Source organism: Streptomyces sp. NPDC005728 (assembly GCF_040630895.1).
Taxonomy (GTDB): Bacteria; Actinomycetota; Actinomycetes; order Streptomycetales; family Streptomycetaceae; genus Streptomyces.
The window spans coordinates 73870-93716 of record NZ_JBEXYL010000025.1 but is presented as its reverse complement, the minus strand read 5'-3'; the positions used below and the strand labels follow the sequence as shown (position 1 = coordinate 93716).

Here is a 19847-nt window from a genome sequence, read left to right as displayed (position 1 = left end):
CCCGCCATGTCCCAGCACACGCCGACCGTCGCCGTGATCGGCGCCGGCCCCGCCGGCCTGTCCGCCGCCTACCATCTGCGCGACCGTGCCCGGATCACCGTCTTCGAGCGCGAGGACCGCCCCGGCGGCCACGCCAACACCGTGGAGGTCGAGGAGAGCGGGCACGTGCTCGGCCTGGACACGGCGTTCATCGTCTGCAACCGGCGCTTCTACCCGCAGCTGACCGCGTTCTTCGACCAGCTCGGCGTCGACACCGTGCCGCATCCGGGTGGCTTCACCTTCTTCGACCTCGACAGCGGCCTGGAGTACGGCACCGAGGAGCTGGAACTCGACGAGAGCGCGGTCGAGGAGCGCTACGCCGACCGGCACCCCGGGTTCCCGGACGTCTGGCGGGAGGTGCGCCGCTTCCACGAGGAGAGCCGGCGGGACTTCGTCCGCGGCCGTGCCGACATGTCGATGGGCGAGTACCTCGACCGGGGCGGATACAGCCAGGAGTTCCGCCACTCGTATCTGATCCTGCTCTGCTCGGCCGTCTGGTCGGTGCCGGCCGAACTGGTCTGGGAGATGCCCGCGGCCACGGTCATCGCGTTCTTCGTCGGCCACGACGAGGGCGGCCTCGGCGGCCGGCGGGTCGACTGGCGTACGGTGGGCGGCGGTTCGATCTCCTACGTGCGCAAGGCGCTCGCGGCGATCGGCCCCGAGTTGCGGGTGGCCTCGCCGGTCATCGCCGTACGGCAGGAGGCGGACGGGGTCACCGTGACCACCGCCGCCGGATCCGAGCGGTTCGACCACGTAGTGCTGGCCACGCACGCCGACGAGGCGTTCGCCCTGCTGGAGAACCCCACGGGCGCCCAGCGGACGGCGCTGGAGGGCGTCCGCTACAGCAGCTCCCGTGTCGTGCTGCACACCGACCCGTCGGTGATGCCCGCCGCCGCAGAGAGCCGGCGGGCCTGGAACTACGGCAAGATCCGGGTGGACGGCGAGACCCGCTGCTTCGTCACCTACTACCTGAACCGGCTGCAGGACTTCGAGGCCGAGCGGGACTACTTCGTCACCCTCGACCCGCCCCGCCCCCTCGACCCGGAGACGGTCATCCGCGCGTTCGACTACACCCACCCGGTCATCGACATCTCGCTGCGCGAGCGGCAGTCCGTGATCTACCGCGCCAACGAGGGCACCCGGGTCAAGCTGGCCGGGTCGTACTTCCACTCCAAGCAGCTGGGCCCGGACCTGATCGGCTCGCACGAGGCAGCGTTCTCGGCCGGGGCCGAGGCCGCGGCCGAGATCCTTCGCGAGCTGTCCTGACCCGTCTCAGTGCTCGGTGTGCCGCCGTGCCGACTCGTTCTCCTGGGCCATGCGCCTGAGCGCCAGCAGCGCGGGCTCCAGGAGGACGGTCAGCAGCAGGGCACGCTCGGCCAGCTCCAACGGGTCCTCGATGCCGTCCAGTTGGTCGAGGTCGAGGACCGCGGTCCGCTCCGCGAGGCGGGCGTACGGCAGCAGGGTGCGCCAGTCCCTCGGGACGCCCAGCGAGCGCAGCGAGGCCAGGGTCTCGGCGAGCGCGGCGCGGGCGGGCGCCGACTCGTGCACGTCCCAGCCCAACTCCTTGACCAGTGCGTCGACTTCGGCCGCCTCGGGGGCCTGCTGTGCGGGCTCCTCGGCCAGCCGGATCGCGCCGAGGGCGAGGCCGAGGGTGAGGTGGGTGTCGCCGGTGTGCTGGTCCAGGGCGTCGAGGAGGTCCCTGGTGGTGCTGACAGGCAGCCCGCGTACGCCGGTCAGCGCGCGGATCAGGCGCAGGCGGCGCAGGTGCTGCTCGTCGTACTCGGCCTGGGTCGCGGCGGTCTGCCGGCCGGCCGGGAGCAGGCCCTCACGGAGGTAGTACTTGATCGTCGTGACGGAGACGCCGCTGCGGCGGCTCAGTTCGGAGATACGCATCGGTTCGGCTCCGCTCTTGAAAACTGGATACCTCTACTGTCTAACATAGATAGTAGAGGTATCCAATTTGGGTTCCTCCTCCTCGTCCTGCCTCTGACCCGAGAAGGCCGCAGCCATGCCGACCCTGCCCTGGACCACCGTCAACAAGCCCGCGCCGGATGCCGAGGCGTTCGTCATGGCGTCCCGTCTGGAGGTCCGCTCCCTCAAGGACGTACCGCGCTTCTTCCTGAAGTCCCTCGCTGCCTGGAGGCAGGTCTCCGGCGCGCCCGGCGCCTACGGCGCCTCGCTCATCGCCGAACCCTTCAAGCGCACCTTCTGGACACTCTCGGCCTGGCAGGACAAGGACGCGCTGTACACCTACGCCCGGACCGAGCCGCACAAGTCGATCATGATCGGTCTGCGGCCCACGATGAAGCACTCGGTCTTCACGTTCTGGCAGGTCCCGGCGGCCGACCTGCCTCTCGACTGGTCGGACGCCAAGCGCCGGCTGGCCGAGCAGGACACCGACGCCTGACCCCCGCTCACCCCCATCAGGAGACTCCCGTCATGACGCTGTCCGAAGAAAACGCGGTCCTCGACGATCCGGTCGTCGACGACCCGGAGCGCACGGGTCGGCGCGTTCCGCTCTGGCTCGCGATCGTCGCATGCAGCGTGCCCATGTTCATGGTCGCGCTCGACAACCTCGTCGTCTCCACCGCCCTGCACACCCTGGCCGTGGATCTCGGGGCGAACACCCAGCAGTTGCAGTGGTTCGTCAACGCCTACGTCCTCAGCTTCGCGTGCCTGCTGATGACAGGTGCCGCGCTCGGCGACCGGTTCGGCCGGCGGCGGGTGTTCGTGCTCGGCATCGTCGTGTTCACGCTGGCCTCCGCGGGCTGCGGACTGGCCGACACCAGCGCCCAGCTGATCACGTTCCGGGTCGTCCAGGGCTTCGGGGCCGCGGCCGTGATGCCGTTGTCGCTGACCCTGCTGTCCCAGGCCGTGCCGGACCGGATGCGCGGGCTGGCTCTCGGTCTGTGGTCGGGGATCAGCGGCCTGGCCGTCGCGATGGGCCCGGTGGTGGGCGGCGCGGTGGTCGACGGTCTGGACTGGCGGTGGATCTTCTGGATCAACGTGCCGGTGGGTGTCGTCGCCGTCCCGCTCATCCTGCTGACGCTGCGCGAGAGCTCGCTGCCGGGGATCCGCCTGGACCTGGTCGGCATGGTGCTGGCCGCCGCGGGACTGTGCGCGGTGGTCTGGGGCATCGTGCACGGCGACACGGACGGCTGGAGTTCGGCGAAGGTGCTGGGCGCCTTTGCCGGGGGTGCGGTGCTGCTCGCCGCGTTCGTGCTGTGGGAGGCGCGGGCCGAGCAGCCGATGCTGCCCCTGTCCTTCTACCGCGTCCGGGCCTTCACCCTCACCAACATCGTCTCCGCAGCGATGTACTTCGGTGTCTTCGGCTCGCTCTTCCTGCTCGCCCAGTACCTCCAGATCGTGCCCGCGCGGACCCCGCTGGAGGCCGGTGTACGCACTCTGGCCTGGACACTGATGCCGATGTTCGTCGCCCCCGTCGCCGGCGTGCTCACCAACAAGGTCGGCGGCGGCCGCCTCATGGCGCTCGGCCTGTTCCTGCAGGGTGTGGGCCTCGGCTGGATCAACCTGGTCGCGGACACCGACACCGCTTACTCGTCGCTGGTCGCCCCGATGGTCGTCGCGGGCATCGGCATGGGTTTCGTGTTCGCCCCCACGGCCGCGGTCGTGCTCGGCTCGGTCGCCAAGGAGCACGCCGGCAAGGCCTCCGGTGCGAACACCACGGTCCGGGAGATCGGCGGGGCGCTCGGCATCGCCGTCCTCAGCACGGTGTTCGTGGCGCACGGCAGCACCCGCGGCCCCCAGGAGTTCGTCGACGGCCTGCACCCCGCGGTGTGGGTCGGCGTCGCAGTCGTCCTCGTCGGCGCCCTGTGCGCCCTGGGCATTCCGCGCTCGCGGAGCACGGCGTCCGAGCAGGCGTGAGCCCCTGACCCGCATGAGGTCCGGCCGACCCTGTACGGGGGGCCGGACCTCACGCGTCCCCGTAGGCCTCTCCGCCCAGCTCGAGCCCGGCCGAGCCCGCCGTCACATCGGCCAGCCATGCACGGAACGCGTCCACGTCGGCGTCCGGCAGACCGATCTCGATGGTGACTGCCTCGCCGTAGCGCACGTCCCGGACCTCGCGTCCGGTGGACCGCAGGTCGTTCTGGACCTTGCCCGCGCGCTGGTGGTCGACGGTCACCGTGGCCAGCCGGAAGCGGCGCCGGGTGAGCGTGCCGAGCGTGTCCAGGGCCTCGCCGACCGCTCCGCCGTAGGCCCGGATGAGCCCGCCCGCGCCGAGCTTGACGCCGCCGTAGTAGCGGGTGACGACGGCGACGACGTACCGCATGTCGCGGCGCAGCAGCATCTGGAGCATGGGCACGCCGGCGGTGCCGCCCGGCTCGCCGTCGTCGCTGGCCTTCTGCACGGCCGCGTCGGCGCCGATGACGTACGCCCAGCAGTTGTGCGTGGCGTCGGCGTGTTCCTTGCGGACGGCCGCGACGAACTCCTGGGCCTCCTGCTCGGTGGCCGCCGGGGCGAGGGCGCACAGGAAACGGGAGCGGTTGATCTCGGTCTCGTGCACGCCCGCGCGGGCGACTGTGCGGTACTCGTCCTGCATTCCGTCAGCCTATGCGAGCGGCCGGCCGGCCTTGATCGCGGTGCGGGCGGGCCCAGGATGAGCAGGGCGCCCCCGCGGTCACTTCTCCTTCTCTCCGCGCGGCACGGTGAACGACGTCAGCAGGGCCGTGCCCGGGGCGAGGGCCTTCCAGCCGGTGCCGCGCCAGGTCAGCAGGGCGACGGCAGAGGTCGGGAACTTCACGCGGACCCGGTCGAGCGTGTCGTCCAGACCGTCCCCGGCCAGCTCCAGGACCAGTTCCTCCAACCCGGGGTTGTGCCCGACCAGCAGCAGCGTCTCCACTTCGCGCGGTGTCTCGCGCACGACCTGCAGCAGGTCCGGCACGTCGGCCGCGTACAGCCTGCGGTCGTAGCGCACCGGGGGCGGTGTGCCCCACTCGGCGGAGGCCAGTTCCCAGGTGCGGCGGGCGCGTACGGCGGTGGAGCACAGGGCGAGGTCGGGCAGGCAGTCGGCAGCGGCGAGGGCTCTCCCGGCGGCCGGGGCGTCCCGCATTCCGCGCGGTGCCAGCGGACGCCGGTGGTCCTCGACCCCCTCGGGCCAGGCCGACTTGGCATGCCGCAGCACCACCAGCCGGCGCAGCGGACCCGAGCCCGCCCGCTCGATCATGCGAGGCTCCCGAGATCACGGGCGAGGTCGAGGGCGAGCAGGCGGTCCGCGTACACGTACGTCTCGAACCGGGCCCCGTCGGGCAGCCCCGGCGCGCTCCCCACGTCCCGCAGCACGTCCAGCACCCCGGGCAGGTCGAGATCGTCCTCCCACGCGGCCCGCAACCGCGCCCGCACCGCGTCGGGCACCGGACGCGAGGGCTGCCGCGCCCATCCGGCGACGGCCTGCCGCCAGCGGGCAAGGCTCCGCGCGGCCTCGCCGAGCCGGTCCGCATCCAGCCGTGCCGTCGTGTTCCGGGGGACGGAGAGGAGGGCGAGGCGCAGGGCGGTGGGATCGTCGAGGAGGGCGGGGAGATCGAGCGGGCGAGGGCCGTCCGGCGACCCGCCGGGCCGGTCCGCGACCGCCGGTCCCGCCCCCGTCCAGACCGCGGGTGCGACGGCCAGCAGCGGACCCTCACCGGGGATGCCCTCGGTGTCCGCTCCCACCACATGGATCACCTGCGCCTCCCCCAGTCCCGAGGCGAGGTCGCGGCCGTCCTCGAAGGGGCGGACGGCCAGGGTCGTCGCAGCCTGGCGCAGCTCGGCGTGCCGGCGGGGCGCGGTGAGGATCGTCCAGACCGGGGTACCGCCCAGTTCCAGGGCGCGGACCAGGACGTCCGCGGTGAGCAGGACCCGCAGGGCCGTCAGATCGAGGCCGGCGGCATAGGCCTCGATGCGGGTCAGGCCGCGGCGGGCGGGCGCGGCGGAGACGGGCTCACCGGTTCGGGCGTCGAGGATGCGCAGCACGGCCCGAGCGTAGGCGCGCGGGCGGCCGTACGCAGGCACCTTGCACCGATTCACGTCACCGTGGCGGGGCAGCGGGGGGAATCCGCACCGCGTGGGCGCTGTTGTCCGGACGACCATCCCCACGCAGCCCGAGGAGGCCGCCGTGTACGACGACGAAGCGACGATCCGCAGGATTCTGACCGAGGTGGGCGACACCTGGGCGGTGGTCGGTCTGTCCTCCAACCGGCGGCGGGCCGCCTACGGGGTCGCGCAGGTGCTGCAGCGGTACGGCAAGCGGATCGTTCCGGTGCACCCGAAGGCGGAGACGGTGCACGGCGAGCAGGGGTACGCCTCCCTGGCGGACATTCCCTTCGACGTCGATGTCGTCGACGTGTTCGTCAACAGCGAGCTGGCCGGTGCGGTCGCCGACGATGCGGTGTCCAAGGGGGCCAGGGCGGTCTGGTTCCAGCTCGATGTCGTGGACGAGACCGCCTACGAGCGGACCCGGACCGCGGGCCTGGACATGGTCATGGACCGCTGCCCGGCGATCGAAATCCCCCTCCTGACCTGAGTGTCTCACCTTCTTCTCACAATTCACGGCTGAATATTGACATTCGAGTCACCCCCTGACCTGTGCGAATACGGAAGCCAAGAGGGGCAAGATCCGAGGTCAAGACTTCACCAAGAGTCTTTTGGCGACGCGGAAAGCGGCCCTACGGTGTGGCGCTGTTGTTCGTTAATTCTGCGTTTACGATCTGAGAGGCCACTTGACATGGTGAAAGTCGACCATGCCGCGCCGATAGCCACGAAGGACCAGGGCGGCCTGCGCCGCGACGTCGGCCTGATCGGTCTGATGTGGGCCTCCGTGGGCTCCATCATCGGCTCCGGCTGGCTGTTCGGCGCCGAGAAGGCGGTCGTGGTGGCCGGCCCCGCGGCGATCATCTCGTGGGTGATCGGCGCGGTGGCCATCGTGCTGCTGGCTCTGGTGCACGCCGAACTCGGCGGCATGTTCCCGGTGGCCGGTGGCACGGCCCGCTACCCGCACTACGCGTTCGGCGGCCTGGCCGGCATGTCGTTCGGCTGGTTCTCCTGGCTCCAGGCCGCCACCGTGGCACCGATCGAGGTCGAGGCCATGATCGGCTACGCCAAGCACTGGAGTTGGGCCGACGGGCTACAGCGCGCCGACGGCACGCTCACGCTCAGCGGCATCATCGTCGCGGTGGTCCTGATGGCGGTCTTCGTCGCGGTCAACTTCCTCGGCGTACGCGTCCTGGCACACACCAACAGCGCCGCCACCTGGTGGAAGATCGCCGTCCCGCTCGCGGCGATCTTCGTCATCGCCATCGGCAACTTCCACCCGGGCAACTTCACCTCCGAGGGCTTCGCGCCGTTCGGTGCCAAGGGCGTCCTCGGTGCGATCAGCTCCAGCGGCATCATCTTCGCGCTGCTGGGCTTCGAGCAGGCGATCCAGCTGGCCGGCGAGAGCCGCAACCCCAAGCGTGACCTGCCCCGCGCGACCCTCGGTTCGGTCGCGATCGGCTCGGTGATCTACATCCTGCTCCAGGTCGTCTTCATCGTCGCGCTGCCGCACAGCTCCTTCGCGCACGGCTGGGCGAACCTCGACTTCCCCGGCATCAGCGGCCCCTGGGCGGGTCTGGCCACACTGGTGGGCATCGGCTGGCTGAGCGTCGTCCTGTACGCCGACGCGATCATCTCTCCCGGCGGCACCGGCCTGATCTACACCACCGCCACCTCCCGCATCTCCTACGGCCTGGCCAAGAACGGCTACGCGCCGAAGCTGTTCGCAAAGACGGACTCCCGCGGTGTGCCGTGGTTCGGCCTCGTGGTCTCGTTCGTGACCGGTGTGATCTGCTTCCTGCCGTTCCCCAGCTGGCAGGAGCTGGTCAGCTTCATCACCTCGGCGAGCGTCCTGATGTACGCGGGCGCACCGCTGGCGTACGGCGTCTTCGCCGACCGCCTGCCGCACCACGAGCGTCCGTACCGGCTGCCCTTCGGCAAGTTCGTCTCGCCGCTGTCGTTCGTGGTCGCCAACCTGATCATCTTCTGGTCCGGCTGGGACACCCTGTGGCGGCTCGGCGCCGCGATCCTGATCGGCTACGTGCTGCTCGGCTCCTACGCCTGGTACGCGATCCGCAAGAACCTGCCGGACGCGCCCCGGCTGGACTTCAAGGCCGCGCAGTGGCTGCCCGGGTACCTGGCCGGCCTCGGTGTGATCTCCTACCTGAGCACCTTCGGCGGCAACGGCACCATCCCGCTGTACTGGGACATACTGGTCGTCGCGGCGTTCTCCCTGGTCATCTACTACTGGGCCAAGGCCACCGCCTCGAAGGCGGAGGCGATCGAGCGCAGCATCGAGGAGGTCGTGGTCACCGACGCTCCGGCGCACTGACCCCGCACCTCACCCAGTGTCCCGTCAGCCGCGGCAACTCCGCCGTGGCTGACGGGACACCGTCATAATGCCGGGGTGACGCACCTCTCCCCCCACCCTGACTCCGCGCCCGAGGAACGCCGTACGGTCGTCGTCGTGGGCGCCGGGCCCGCCGGGCTCACCGTCGGCACGATCCTGCGGGACGCCTCCGTCGACTGCGTGATCCTGGAGACCGAGAGCAGGCCGTTCATCGAGACCCGGCCGAGAGCCGGCGTGATCGAGGAATGGGCGGTCCGCGAACTCGCGCGGCGCGGCCTGGCCGAGAACCTGCTGGAGCGGGCCCAGGTGCACGACACCTGCGAGTTCCGCTTCGGCGGCGAGCGGTACCGCTTCTCCTACGGCGACCTGACCGGCCGACACCACTACGTCTACCCGCAGCCCTTGCTGGTGACGGACCTGGTGCGGGAGTACGCCGACGTACGCGGCGGTGACATCCGCTTCGGCGTACGCGACGTACGGCTGCACGACCTGGACTCGGACCGGCCCGCCGTGTCCTACCAGTGCCCGCAGACGGGTGAACGGCGGCTGCTGCGCTGCGATTTCGTCGCGGGCTGCGACGGGGCGCGCGGCGTGACCCGGGACGCGATCCCGCCGGAGCGGAGGCGGATCGCGCGGCAGGACGACGGCATCGGCTGGCTGGCGCTGCTCGCCGAGGCCCCGCCCTCCTCCGACTGCGTGCTGTTCGGCATCCACCCGCACGGCTTCGCCGGGCACATGGCCCGCAGCCCCGAGGTCACCCGCTACTACCTGCAGTGCCCGCCCGGCGACGATCCGGAGAACTGGCCGCACGACCGGGTCTGGGCCGAGCTGCGGACCCGCCTCGGAGCGGCCGGGGCACCGCCGCTGGCCGAGGGCAGGCTGATCGAGAAGCGGGTGCTGGACATGCACCACTACGTCGTCGAACCCCTCGTCCACGGGCGGCTGCTGCTGGCCGGCGACGCCGGTCACCTCACGGCGCCGATCGCCGCGAAGGGCATGAACCTCGCCCTCCACGACGCCTTCCTGCTCGGCGACGCGCTCGTCACCTACGTCACCCGGGGCGACGGGCGCGGCCTGGAAGGCTACTCGGAGGCGTCCCTGCGGCGGGTGTGGGACTACCAGGAGTTCTCGCAGTGGCTGTCGGACATCTATCACGGTGTCGCCTCGGGCGATCCGTTCCGTGCGGGCACCACGCTGGCCCGGCTGCGCCGCCTGTTCACCTCGCCCGCCGCGGCGGCGGCCTTCGCCGAGCAGTACCTGGGTGCGGCCACCGCGTTCTGAGCGTACGACGGCTCAGCGCACCGGGGTCGTGGCCTTCTCGGCGAGGCGGTGGTCGGCCACCTTCAGCGCCTCGCCGACCAGACGGCGCACATGGCCGTCACGCAGCGAGTAGACCACCCGGCGGCCCTCCTTGCGGGTGGTGACCAGGCCCGCGAGGCGCAGCCGGGCCAGGTGCTGGCTGACGGCGGGACGGGCGGCGCCGCACGCCTCGGTGAGCGTGGTGACGTCGGCCTCGGCCGCCGTCAGGGAGTGCAGCAGGATGAGGCGGGTGCGGTCGCCGAGCAGCGCGAGGAGTTCGGCGGCGACCGCGAACTGCTCGTCGCCCGGGCTGCGCGGCTGCGCATGATGCGCAGGTGACAGGTGCATGCGTGCGCTCATACGCACATAATGGCTCCATGGGCGCCGTACGTCCATGCCCGCACACGGAAGGGGATCCACGTGAGCGACCGGCACACGCACCGGGGCCATGAGCACGCGCACCGCTCCGGCGACGAGCACCCCCACCGGCACGGTCGGGAACCCCATGACCACGGCCGTGCACACACCTCCCCCGGCCTGCGCCATCGCCTCGCCCACCTGCTCACCCCGCACTCACACGAGACCGCCGACAAGCTCGACCCCGCCCTGGAGTCCTCGGCGCGGGGCATGCGGGCCCTGTGGGTGTCGCTGGCCGTGCTCGGGGCGACCGCGCTGGTGCAGGCCGTCGTGGTGGCGCTCTCCGGCTCCGTGGCGCTGCTCGGGGACACCGTGCACAACGCGGCGGACGCACTGACGGCCGTACCGCTGGGCATCGCCTTCGTGCTGGGGCGGCGTGCGGCGACCCGGCGGTTCACCTACGGCTACGGGCGCGCCGAGGATCTCGCGGGTCTCGCCATCGTGCTGACCATCGCCGCCTCCGCGGCGTTCGCGGCCTGGGCGGCGGTCGGGCGGCTGCTCGATCCGCGGCCGGTCGAGCACGTGCCGGCGGTCGCGGTGGCCGCGCTGGTCGGGTTCGCGGGCAACGAGTGGGTGGCCCGGTACCGGATCCGGGTGGGCCGGGAGATCGGCTCGGCCGCGCTGGTCGCCGACGGATTGCACGCCAGGACGGACGGATTCACCTCGCTGGCCGTGCTGGTGGGGGCCGGAGGCGCGGCCCTGGGCTGGCACCTCGCCGATCCGCTCGTGGGGCTGGCGATCACCGCCGCGATCGCGCTGGTCCTGCGGGACGCGGCGCGCGAGGTGTTCCGGCGGGTGATGGACGCCGTCGACCCGGCGCTGGTGGACCGGGCCGAGCAGGCGGTGCGCGCGGTGCCGGGGGTGCGCGGGGTGGGCGAGCTGCGGTTGAGGTGGATCGGGCACCGGCTGCGGGCCGAGCTGGCGGTCGTGGTGGACGGCGAGGTGACCGTCCGCCGGGCGCACGCGATCGCCGTCGAGGCCGAACACGCCCTGCTGCACGCCGTACCGAGGCTCACGGCCGCCCTGGTGCACGCCGACCCGGCACCGGTGCCGGGCGAGACGGACCCGCATCTGGCGCTGGCCCATCATCTGCCGGCCTGATCTCAGGCGGCCCCGAGCCCTTCGAGCACCATCGCGCCGGGCAGCTCCGCGAGAGCCTTGCCCGGCACCAGCAGCTTGCCGCGCCGGCGCCCGCTGCCGACGAGAGCGTAGGGGAGGTCGGCGACGGCCGCGTCCACCAACACCGGCCAGCCCTCGGGCAGTCCGAGCGGCGTGATGCCGCCGTACTCCATGCCGGTCAGGCCGGTCGCGGTGTCCACCGCGGCGAAGGAGGCCTTGCGGGCGCCGAGCCGGCGGCGCACCACGCCGTTGACGTCGACCCGGGTGGTGGAGAGCACCACGCACGCCGCAAGGGTGGTCTCGCCGCCCCGCTTGCCCGCGACGACCACGCAGTTGGCCGACTGCTCCAGCAGTTCGCGGCCGTAGTGCTCCACGAAGACGGCCGTGTCGGCCCAGCGCGGGTCGGTGTCGACGTAGACGATCCGGTCGGCGGAGACGCTGCCCTGCCAGTGGCGTACGGCGTCGGCGACCGGGGCGGGCAGCCGGTCCAGACAGTCGGGGGCGGGGGTGGCGGTGTCGAAGTCTCCGATGGGGGCGCGCATGGCCGCACGCTAACAGTCCGCGCGGCCGGTGCTCAGCGCATGGGCGGGACCGAGACGGCCATCACCATCTCGACGGGGACGTCCCCTTCGTTGTCGTACGTGTGGGGGGTGTCGGCCTCGAAGGTGGCGCTCGCACCCGCCGGAACGACGTGCTTCACCCCGTCCACGGTGAGGGTCAGGTCACCCGCGGTGACGTGGACGAGTTCCACCGTGCCGGCCGGATGCGGGTCGGAGGGGCTGCGGTCGCCGGGCATCAGAAGCCAGTCCCACATCTCCAGCGGCCCGGGAGCCTCGGTGCCCGCCAGGAGCCGGTTGTAGCTTCCCGCCTCCGTGTGCCACAGCCGTACGGCCTGTTCGGCGGGGACGATGCGGACCTTGGGGCCCTGTTCGTAGTCGAGCAGCGTGGTGATGCTGATGCCGAGCGCATCGCCGATCTTGACCACGGTGCCGATGCTGGGGTTGGTGCGGGCCTGCTCGATCTGGATGAGCATGCCGCGGCTGACTCCCGCTCGGGCGGCCAGCGCGTCCAGGGTGAAGCCGCGCTCGGTACGCCAGCGTTTGACGTTGCGCGCCAGGGACTGGGTCAGCAGGTCGAGGTCCGACACATCACATCCATGGGGGGTTCACTATATTGAATTACATAGCTCAGCTTGTTGAACTATGGTGTGGTGTACCTAGTTGTTCACTGCACTGTACTGCGAGGTGGCCCGTGACAGCATTCTTCGCGCTGACCACCAGCCTCCTGTGGGGCCTGGCCGACTTCGGCGGCGGGCTGCTGACCCGACGCACGCCCGCACTGACCGTGGTGGTCGCCTCGCAGGCGATCGCGGCGGCCGTGCTGGGCGTGATCGTGGTGGCGACCGGCGGCTGGAGCGAGGCCGGCCCAAGGCTGTGGTTCGCGGTCGCGGCCGGCGTGGCCGGCCCGGTGGCCGTGTTCTCCTTCTACAAGGCCCTCGCGCTGGGCCCGATGGGCGTGGTCTCCCCGCTGGCCACCCTCAGCGTGGCCGTCCCGGTCGGGGTCGGTCTGGTCCTCGGCGAACGCCCGGGGGCACTGCAGGTCGCGGGCATCGCGGTCGCCGTCACCGGAGTCGTCCTCGCGGGCGGCCCGCAGCTGCGCGGCGCGCCCGTGCAGCGGCAGACGATCCTGCTCACGCTGGTCGCCGCGCTGGGCTTCGGCACGGTGTTCGCGCTGATCACGGAGGCCTCGACCAACGTCACCGGCCTGTTCCTGTCGCTGTTCGTGCAGCGCGTGACGAGTGTCGCGGCGGGCGGCGCGGCCCTCTGCGTCTCGGTCCGGCGCGGCTCCCCCGCCCTGCCGGAGGGCGGGCTCCCGCGGACCTCGCTGCCGGCGCTGGCCTTCGTCGGCCTCGCGGACGTGGCGGCCAACGGCACCTACGCGGTCGCCGCCCAGCACGGCCCGGTCACCGTGGCGGCCGTGCTCGCCTCGCTCTACCCGGTGGTCACCGCACTGGCCGCACGCGGCTTCCTCTGCGAGCGGCTGCGCACGATCCAGACCACGGGTGCGGGCCTGGCCCTGCTCGGGACACTGCTACTGGCGGCCGGCTGAGTCAGCCGTCCGCCTCCAGCCGGGCCAGTCGCTCGGCCCCGTCCTCGTCGAGGTCGGCCAGCGCACGCAGTTGCTCCGGAGTGATCCCGTCCGGGAGCGGCACCGGCGCCGGGGTCCTCAGCGGCGGCTGCCAGCCGGCGTCGGGCGTCCAGCGCCGTACGACCCGGGCGGGCGCCCCCGCCACCACGGCGTGGTCGGGCACGGTCCCCCGCACCACGGCACCGGCCGCCACGACCACGTTCCGGCCGATCCGCGCCCCCGGCAGGATCACCGCACCGGTCCCGATCCAGCAGCCCGGTCCGATCTCCACCGGCTCCATGCGCGGCCACTGCTTGCCGATCGGCTCGTGCGGGTCGTCGTAGGAGTGGTTGGTGGAGGTGACGTAGACGTACGGCCCGAAGTAGCAGTCGCTGCCGATCGTGACCGTGGTGTCGGCGATGACGTGGCTGCCGCGGCCGAGCACGACCCCGTCGCCGATGCGCAGGATCGGGTCCGGGCCGAGGTCCAGGTCCGGCATCAGGCCGGCGGTGAGGGTGACCTGTTCGCCGATGATGCAGTGGGAGCCCAGACGGATCCAGGGTTCGCCGAAGACCGTGCCGAGCGGGAAGGCCAGCCGGGTGGCTTCGCCGATCGAGCCGAAGTGGAAGCGGCCGGGGTTCTCGGCCGACACCGAACCCATGCGCTGGACCCACGCCCAGCCCGAGTGCACGGCGCGCTGGGCCAGGCGGTGGCGCCAGGACGAGAACGTGTTCTTGTGGTTCGGCACGGGGTCACGTTACTCACCGGTCGCCTCCGGCGGAGAGGGCGGGCTGCTGTGATCTTTGCCCCACCCGGTGTCGTACGGTTCGGGGACACGACGGACACGAGGAGTCGGTGATGGCACAGAAGGCGCTGATCGTGGGCATCGGCGGCAAGGAGCCGCGGGTCGATCCGGAGGCGTTCGTGGCGCCTACGGCGTCCGTGATCGGGGACGTCACGCTGCACGCGGGGGCCAGTGTCTGGTACGGGGCCGTCGTACGCGGGGATGTCGAGAAGATCACCGTGGGCGCGCAGGCCAATGTGCAGGACAACGTCACCTTGCACGCCGATCCCGGATTTCCGGTGACCGTCGGGGAGCGGGTGTCCATCGGGCACAACGCAGTGGTGCACGGGGCGACCGTGGAGGACGACTGCCTCATCGGGATGGGGGCGACGGTGCTCAACGGGGCGGTGATCGGAGCGGGGTCGCTGGTCGCCGCTCAGGCGTTGGTGCCGCAGGGGATGGTGGTGCCGCCCGGGTCACTGGTGGCCGGCGTGCCGGCCAAGGTGCGGCGGGAGCTGTCCGAGGAGGAGCGGGAAGGGGTCACCCTCAACGGGACCCTGTATGCGGAACTGGCCAAGGCGCATGGGGACGTGCACCAGTAGGTCCCGTTCGCGGGTGGGGGTGTGGGGGCTGGTCGCGCAGTTCCCCGCGCCCCCGGGCCGTCTCAGTCCCCCGCGCCCACAGGTTCGGCTTCCCGCTGTGCCGTCTGCGCCTTCTTCGCCCTGCGCTTGATGATCAACATCGACGCCAGACCGATCAGGACCGCTGCCACCAGGCCCAGGTACGAGAACCGCTTCAGCCAGTCCTCGGCGACGATGCCGACGTAGTAGATGACGGCCGTGGTGCCGCCCGCCCAGCAGATGCCGCCGAGGACGTTGGCGATCAGGAACTTCCAGTACGGCATGTGGAGGACGCCCGCGAGGGGGCCGGCGAAGATGCGCAGGAGGGCGACGAAGCGGCCGAAGAAGACGGCCCACATGCCCCACTTCTGGAAGGAGCGCTCGGCGGTGGCGACATGGCCCTCGCCGAAGTGCCTCGGGAACTTCCTGCCCAGCCAGGCCAGCAGGGGCCGTCCGCCCTTGCGGCCGATCGCGTAGCCGATGGAGTCGCCGATGACGGCTCCGGCGGTCGCGCACACCCCGAGCACGATCGGGTTGACGCCGGAGTGCTGGGAGGACATGAGCGCCGCCGAGACCAGGACGATCTCGCCCGGCAGCGGGATGCCCAGGCTCTCCAGACCGATCACCAGGCCCACCACGGCGTAGACCGCGGCCGGGGGTACCGTGTCGAGCCATTCCTGGACGTGCACCGCCGGTTCCTCCCCTGTCGCCGTCCTTGTCCGCCGGAGCGTGGCTTGCGCCGTGCGCCCCAGGGGAAGGCTACCTGGTCGGCGGTGAACGGCGGCTCCCGCGCACCTCCGGCGGCACCGTTCCGCCCTCGGTGCTTCGGCTTTCGGACATCCCGGTGTCACACGGGAAGGGAAAGCTCACCGCGGTTTCGCCGCCCGTCCTCCCCCCAGGTCCCCCGCCAGGGGGCCCTCTGCGGAAGGACGACGTCCCCGTGTCCTCACTGTCCCCGCTCTCCCCGCCCGCCTCACCCTCCCTGCCCGCCTCTCCGGCCGCTCCTCCCTGTCCTGGGTCGGAGGCTCCGGTGGGCCGTGTCTCCCTCATGGCCGCGCGGCCGGTCCGGCTCGCCCTGGTCCTGGCTCCGCTGCTGCTCGCCGTGGGCTGGGCCCTCGCCAACCGGCCCGTGGCGTACGAAGGTGTCGCCCGGCTGTTCGCGGCCGACCCGTGGTGGCTGCTGGCCGGGGGCGGGTTCACCTGTCTGACCTGGGTGACGGCCGCCTGCGTCCGGCAGGGTGCGCTCCCCGACCGGCTGCCGCCCGGGCTCCTGCTGGCCTCGCAGTTCGCCGCCGGTGCCGCCAACCACGCGCTGCCCGCCGGCCTCGGCGCCCACGCCGTCACGGTGCGCTTCCTGCGCACCCGGGGCGTACCCCTCGACCGGGCGACCGCCTCGATCGGCCTGTACTCGCTGGCCAAGTCCAGTGCGAAGACCGTGGTGCTGCTGGTGTTCCTGGCCGTCTCGCCCGCCTGGCGGCGGCTCGGGGACCTGGTCCCGGGCGAACGGATAATGGTGCCCGCCGCCGCCGTCGCGGCCGGTGCGCTCGCCGTCGCGGGGGTGCTGCTGACGGTCGTACGGCCGCTGCGGCGCCCGGTGACGGGGCTGGTGCGGTCCGCCCTCGCCGATGCGCGGGAGGTGCACCGCCGGCCCTGGCGGGTGCTGGCCCTGTGGGGCGGGGCGGCGGCGATGCCCCTGGTGCAGGGGGGTGCGCTGGTCTGCGTGGGGGCCTCGCTCGGCCTCGGGCTGCCCTGGGAGCAGGTGGTCCTCGCCCATCTGGCGGCGGGCACCGCCGTCGGTGCGGTACCGGCGCCCGGTGGGCTCGCGGTGGACGCGGCGCTGGTGTGGACGCTGGTCGCGTTCGGCGCCACGCCGGCGGTGGCCACCGCGACAGTGATCGGCTACCGGGTGCTGACCGACTGGCTGCCGCTGCTGCCGGGCGCCCTGGTGCTGTCGGCACTGATCCGCGCGAAGGTGTTGTGAGCGCCGGTCACTCGCGGCGGGCGACGAGCCGGTAGGCGTTGGACAGGCCGAGGCGGTGGGACAGGGGGCGTACGGCGAACCGGTCGAGCAGGGTGGCCGTGAGCAGGGCGGGCACGCCCGCGAGGAGGAGGGCGGTGCGCAGGCTCCGCCGGAGGGCGCCGGGCGGCCCGGGCAGCCAGGGTGCGTCGTCGCGCGGGGCGGTGTGGTCGAGGGCCAGCCAGACGGCGGCGAGGAGGTCGACGGGGTCGTGCGGTTCGGCGTGCTGCTCGGCGACCACGGTGAAGCCGAGTGCGGTCATCCGGTGCCGCAGGTTGGCGACCGGTATGAAGTGCAGGTGCTGCGGCTGGAGCCAGGGCAGCCACCAGCGGCCGAGGAGGCGGGCGTACCGGCTCTCCGGGTCCGGTACCTCGATGAGCAGATGCCCGCCGGGGCGTACGGCCTCGTGGGCGGCACGGAGTTCGCGGTCCGGGTCGGTGCTGTGCTCCAGGTAGTGGAACATGCTCACCACGTCGTAGCGGGCGGCGAGGTCGGGTGCGAGGTCGGGGAAGGCGCCGCGGTAGGCGTGCTCCACGCGGCCCTCGCGGGCGGCCAGTTCGACGCCGTCGGTGAAGTCGAGGCCGTCGAAGGAGGTGCCGGGCAGGACGGTGCGGGCGGCCTCGCAGAAGTGGCCGTGGCCGGTGCCCACGTCGAGCCAGTTCTTCGGGGTGGGATCGTGCGGCGCCATCGCCTCGGCGCGGTCGCGGTACATCGTGGTGCGGCTGCCGAAGGTGCCGCTCATGCGCTGTTCGCCCAGGCCGTCGTAGAAGTCACGGTAGTAGAACTCCAGTCCCTCGGCGGTCAGCCGGGGGTTCTGGAAGGTGTGGGTGCAGTCCGTGCACCGGTCCAGGGTGAAGCGGCCGGGTTTGTGCTGGAGCAGGTCGGTGGTGTGCAGGCGGGTGGTGAGGCTGCCTGAACCGCACCAGGGGCAGCTGGTGCGGCGGGGTGCGAAGAAGCGTTCCGTGCCGTCGGCGAGGTCGGCCTGGTAGGCGGGGCGCAGGGCGGCGATGCGCTCGGTCTTCTCACTCTGGTCGCTCATCGGCTCTCCGGTGTCCCTCCGTTGCTGGGTGCTGCCAGTCGTTCTAGGTGGGCGGCGGCCGCGCGGGCGCCGCCCGCGGCGCGGAACGCGGTGCGGACGCGGGTGGCGGCGGCCCGGTGGGCGCGGTCGTGCAGCACGGTGTCGAGGGCCTCGCCCAGCCGGGATGCGGTGACCCGGCCGAAGCGGACCCGGACGCCGGCTCCGGCGTCCACCACCTGGGCGGCCACCACGGGCTGGTCGTCGCGGATGGGCGCCACAACGAGCGGGACCCCGTGCCAGAGCGCCTCGCACACCGTGTTGTGCCCGGCATGGCAGACGACCGCGTCCATCCGTTCCAGGACCGCCAGTTGGGGCACGGACGGCAGGATCAGTACGTCCTTGTCGGCGAGGTCGGCGGGCAGGGTGCCGCCGGGATCCACGAGCACCCCCTGGACCCGGTCGGCGCGTTCGCGCAGCGCGGTCAGGCACTCGGCGAGGAAGCGGCCGCCGGCGTCGGCGTTGGCGGTGCCCAGGGTCACCAGGACCTTCGTCCGGCCCGGGTCCAGCCGGTCCCAGGGGAAGCCGGGCCCGGCCGGACGGTCGGCGAGGGACGGGCCGACGTAGTGGACGCACTGCCCCAACGGTGCCTGCGGGCCGATGAGTTCGGGCGTACTGAAGACGAGCAGAAGGTGGGGCGAGTAGCGCGGGTCGGCGGTGCCGGCCGGGTCTCCGATCCGGGTGCGCAGCTCGGCCAGGCGCTGCCGCAGCCACGCGGCGACCTTGGGCAGCCCGTCGTAGGCGCCGGTGAACTCGGCCGAGGTGGTGGCGGAGGTCGCCCACGGCAGGCCGAGCTGTTCGGCCACCAGGGCGCCGGCGAAGGCCTGTTGGTCGGCGACGACCACGTCCGGCCCGAACGCGTCGACGGCCGCGCGGACGCCTGGGGCCATCGCGTCGGCGAGCGGCACCAGATACCACTCCCACAGGAACTTCAGCGCCTCCGCGCCCCGCAGGCCGGGCGGCCGTACGGCGCCCCCGGCACCCGGAACCGGGCCCGCGCACCCGAACACGTGCGCGTCCTCGCCCGCGAGGCGGCGCACCAGCGCCGGGTCGGCACACACCCAGGCCACCCGGTGTCCGCGTGCGGTGAGCCGGGCGGCGACGCCGACGGCCGGGTTGATGTGCCCGACCAGGGGCGGGACGACGAACAGGAACCCGCTCACCGGACCCCCGCCCCGGCGCCGTTGACGGAGTGGATCAGGTCCAGGATGTGCCCGCCGACGGTCGGGGCCGCCTCGACCAGCACCGAGTGCTCGTGCCCGGGCAGCACGACGGGCCGGAAGTCCGCGAGCAGCGTCTGCGTCAGCGGCACCAGGTCCACCAGGTCCGAGTCGCCGCCGTACACGCCGAGCACGGGACAGCGTACGGCCCTGATCTGTTCCTCGGTCAGCACCCGGCTCGCGGGAATGTCCCGGCCGAGGGTGGTCTCGCGGGCGAGCCGGGCCGCGCCCTTGGCGAGGCGGGCGGTGTTGTGGCCGCGGTTGGCGGTGATCCAGGCGAGCGCGTCGGGCTCGTTGTGAGCGAGTTCGGTGAGCACCCGGCGCAGGATGCCGCCCAGCTTCACGGCCCAGGCCGCGGTCGCGGGTTCGGACTCGATCAGCGTGAGACTGGCCGCGCGTGCGGGGTGGCGGGCCGCGTGGCCGAAGGCGATGGTGCCGCCGTAGGAGTTGCCCACGAGGTGCACGGGTCCGGTGGTCCCCAGCCGGCCGAGGAGGGCCTCCAGGTCGTCGAGGTTGTGGTCGAGCGTGTAGCCGTCCGGCGGGCGTTCGCTGCGGCCGTGCCCGCGCAGGTCGTACATGACGACGTCGAGGCCGGCCGCCGCGAAGGCGGGGGCGACGGTGAAGTAGTAGCTGGCCAGGCTGTCGGTGAGCAGCCCGTGCACCAGGACGACCGTGGCGTGCGGCGTACGGCCGTCCGGGGGCCTCATGCGCTGGACGTGCAGCCGGATTCCGCCGGCGTCGATCATCGCCATG

The 19847-nt window shown here is 72.4% G+C and carries 22 protein-coding genes; 10 read left to right on the top strand and 12 right to left on the bottom strand.

Translation table 11 applies throughout. The annotated features are described in order from the left end of the window. The first annotated feature begins 6 nt into the window (after positions 1–6). On the top strand, positions 7–1305 hold the full coding sequence (locus tag ABZ471_RS19155; protein ID WP_359067940.1) for an FAD-dependent oxidoreductase: 1299 nt from the start codon (positions 7–9) through the stop codon (positions 1303–1305). A 6-nt stretch (positions 1306–1311) separates the two neighbouring features. On the opposite strand, the gene ABZ471_RS19150 is transcribed toward ABZ471_RS19155, so the two are convergent. Next, a complete protein-coding gene (locus ABZ471_RS19150) occupies positions 1312–1932 on the bottom strand; it encodes a MerR family transcriptional regulator (protein WP_359067939.1) in 621 nt (206 codons plus the stop codon). 115 nt (positions 1933–2047) lie between these two features. Here ABZ471_RS19150 and ABZ471_RS19145 point away from each other — a divergent pair, with 115 nt between their 5' ends. Both ABZ471_RS19145 and ABZ471_RS19140 read left to right on the top strand, forming a co-directional pair. Further along, positions 2048–2446: a DUF3291 domain-containing protein gene (locus ABZ471_RS19145; RefSeq protein ID WP_359067938.1), complete on the top strand. Its 399-nt coding sequence runs from the start codon at positions 2048–2050 to the stop codon at positions 2444–2446. Between the two features lie 143 nt (positions 2447–2589). Beyond that, complete coding sequence (locus ABZ471_RS19140) at positions 2590–3924, top strand: MFS transporter (RefSeq protein WP_359067953.1); 1335 nt, start codon at positions 2590–2592, stop codon at positions 3922–3924. A gap of 49 nt (positions 3925–3973) precedes the next feature. On the opposite strand, the gene ABZ471_RS19135 is transcribed toward ABZ471_RS19140, so the two are convergent. From ABZ471_RS19135 to ABZ471_RS19125, 3 genes are all read right to left on the bottom strand, one after another. Continuing rightward, a complete protein-coding gene (locus ABZ471_RS19135) occupies positions 3974–4600 on the bottom strand; it encodes a YigZ family protein (protein ID WP_359067937.1) in 627 nt (208 codons plus the stop codon). Between the two features lie 78 nt (positions 4601–4678). After that, complete coding sequence (locus tag ABZ471_RS19130) at positions 4679–5224, bottom strand: histidine phosphatase family protein (RefSeq protein ID WP_359067936.1); 546 nt, start codon at positions 5222–5224, stop codon at positions 4679–4681. Beyond that, positions 5221–6009 (bottom strand): hypothetical protein, encoded by a 789-nt coding sequence (locus ABZ471_RS19125; RefSeq protein ID WP_359067935.1) that lies wholly within the window; start codon positions 6007–6009, stop codon positions 5221–5223. The genes ABZ471_RS19130 and ABZ471_RS19125 overlap by 4 nt, the downstream gene beginning before the upstream one ends. A gap of 142 nt (positions 6010–6151) precedes the next feature. On the opposite strand from ABZ471_RS19125, the gene ABZ471_RS19120 reads away from it, so the two are divergent. From ABZ471_RS19120 to ABZ471_RS19110, 3 genes are all read left to right on the top strand, one after another. Continuing rightward, on the top strand, positions 6152–6559 hold the full coding sequence (locus tag ABZ471_RS19120; protein ID WP_359067952.1) for a CoA-binding protein: 408 nt from the start codon (positions 6152–6154) through the stop codon (positions 6557–6559). Positions 6560–6760: 201 nt separating this feature from the next. After that, complete coding sequence (locus ABZ471_RS19115; RefSeq protein WP_359067934.1) at positions 6761–8398, top strand: APC family permease; 1638 nt, start codon at positions 6761–6763, stop codon at positions 8396–8398. Positions 8399–8473: 75 nt separating this feature from the next. Further along, positions 8474–9697, top strand: coding sequence for a 4-hydroxybenzoate 3-monooxygenase (locus tag ABZ471_RS19110; protein WP_359067933.1), 1224 nt, complete (start codon positions 8474–8476; stop codon positions 9695–9697). A 12-nt stretch (positions 9698–9709) separates the two neighbouring features. Here the strand turns inward: ABZ471_RS19110 and ABZ471_RS19105 are convergent, their stop codons facing one another. Beyond that, the gene (locus ABZ471_RS19105; RefSeq protein ID WP_359067932.1) at positions 9710–10075 is read right to left on the bottom strand and encodes a metalloregulator ArsR/SmtB family transcription factor; all 366 of its coding nucleotides are present in this window, start codon (positions 10073–10075) and stop codon (positions 9710–9712) included. Positions 10076–10135: 60 nt separating this feature from the next. Here ABZ471_RS19105 and ABZ471_RS19100 point away from each other — a divergent pair, with 60 nt between their 5' ends. Continuing rightward, complete coding sequence (locus ABZ471_RS19100) at positions 10136–11233, top strand: cation diffusion facilitator family transporter (RefSeq protein WP_359067931.1); 1098 nt, start codon at positions 10136–10138, stop codon at positions 11231–11233. A gap of 2 nt (positions 11234–11235) precedes the next feature. On the opposite strand, the gene ABZ471_RS19095 is transcribed toward ABZ471_RS19100, so the two are convergent. After that, positions 11236–11793: a YbaK/EbsC family protein gene (locus ABZ471_RS19095; protein ID WP_359067930.1), complete on the bottom strand. Its 558-nt coding sequence runs from the start codon at positions 11791–11793 to the stop codon at positions 11236–11238. A 32-nt stretch (positions 11794–11825) separates the two neighbouring features. Then, positions 11826–12398 (bottom strand): XRE family transcriptional regulator, encoded by a 573-nt coding sequence (locus ABZ471_RS19090; RefSeq protein ID WP_359067929.1) that lies wholly within the window; start codon positions 12396–12398, stop codon positions 11826–11828. Positions 12399–12502: 104 nt separating this feature from the next. Here ABZ471_RS19090 and ABZ471_RS19085 point away from each other — a divergent pair, with 104 nt between their 5' ends. Beyond that, positions 12503–13360, top strand: coding sequence for an EamA family transporter (locus ABZ471_RS19085; protein ID WP_359067928.1), 858 nt, complete (start codon positions 12503–12505; stop codon positions 13358–13360). A 1-nt stretch (position 13361) separates the two neighbouring features. On the opposite strand, the gene ABZ471_RS19080 is transcribed toward ABZ471_RS19085, so the two are convergent. Continuing rightward, a complete protein-coding gene (locus ABZ471_RS19080; RefSeq protein ID WP_359067927.1) occupies positions 13362–14126 on the bottom strand; it encodes an acyltransferase in 765 nt (254 codons plus the stop codon). Positions 14127–14236: 110 nt separating this feature from the next. Here ABZ471_RS19080 and ABZ471_RS19075 point away from each other — a divergent pair, with 110 nt between their 5' ends. Then, positions 14237–14764, top strand: coding sequence for a gamma carbonic anhydrase family protein (locus tag ABZ471_RS19075; protein ID WP_359067926.1), 528 nt, complete (start codon positions 14237–14239; stop codon positions 14762–14764). A 62-nt stretch (positions 14765–14826) separates the two neighbouring features. Here ABZ471_RS19075 and ABZ471_RS19070 read toward each other — a convergent pair whose 3' ends face one another. Beyond that, a complete protein-coding gene (locus tag ABZ471_RS19070) occupies positions 14827–15471 on the bottom strand; it encodes a DedA family protein (RefSeq protein ID WP_359067925.1) in 645 nt (214 codons plus the stop codon). Between the two features lie 359 nt (positions 15472–15830). On the opposite strand from ABZ471_RS19070, the gene ABZ471_RS19065 reads away from it, so the two are divergent. Next, on the top strand, positions 15831–16763 hold the full coding sequence (locus tag ABZ471_RS19065) for a lysylphosphatidylglycerol synthase transmembrane domain-containing protein (RefSeq protein ID WP_359067951.1): 933 nt from the start codon (positions 15831–15833) through the stop codon (positions 16761–16763). Between the two features lie 7 nt (positions 16764–16770). On the opposite strand, the gene ABZ471_RS19060 is transcribed toward ABZ471_RS19065, so the two are convergent. Genes ABZ471_RS19060 through ABZ471_RS19050 form a run of 3 tightly spaced genes read right to left on the bottom strand, consistent with a single transcriptional unit; the run spans position 16771 to position 19846 of the window. Then, entirely contained in the window at positions 16771–17838 is a 1068-nt protein-coding gene (locus ABZ471_RS19060) for a class I SAM-dependent methyltransferase (protein ID WP_359067924.1), read from the bottom strand. Beyond that, positions 17835–19037: a glycosyltransferase gene (locus ABZ471_RS19055; RefSeq protein ID WP_359067923.1), complete on the bottom strand. Its 1203-nt coding sequence runs from the start codon at positions 19035–19037 to the stop codon at positions 17835–17837. Before ABZ471_RS19055 ends, ABZ471_RS19060 begins: the two co-directional genes overlap by 4 nt. Then, positions 19034–19846 (bottom strand): alpha/beta hydrolase, encoded by an 813-nt coding sequence (locus tag ABZ471_RS19050; RefSeq protein WP_359067922.1) that lies wholly within the window; start codon positions 19844–19846, stop codon positions 19034–19036. Before ABZ471_RS19050 ends, ABZ471_RS19055 begins: the two co-directional genes overlap by 4 nt. Between the last annotated feature and the right edge of the window lies 1 nt (position 19847).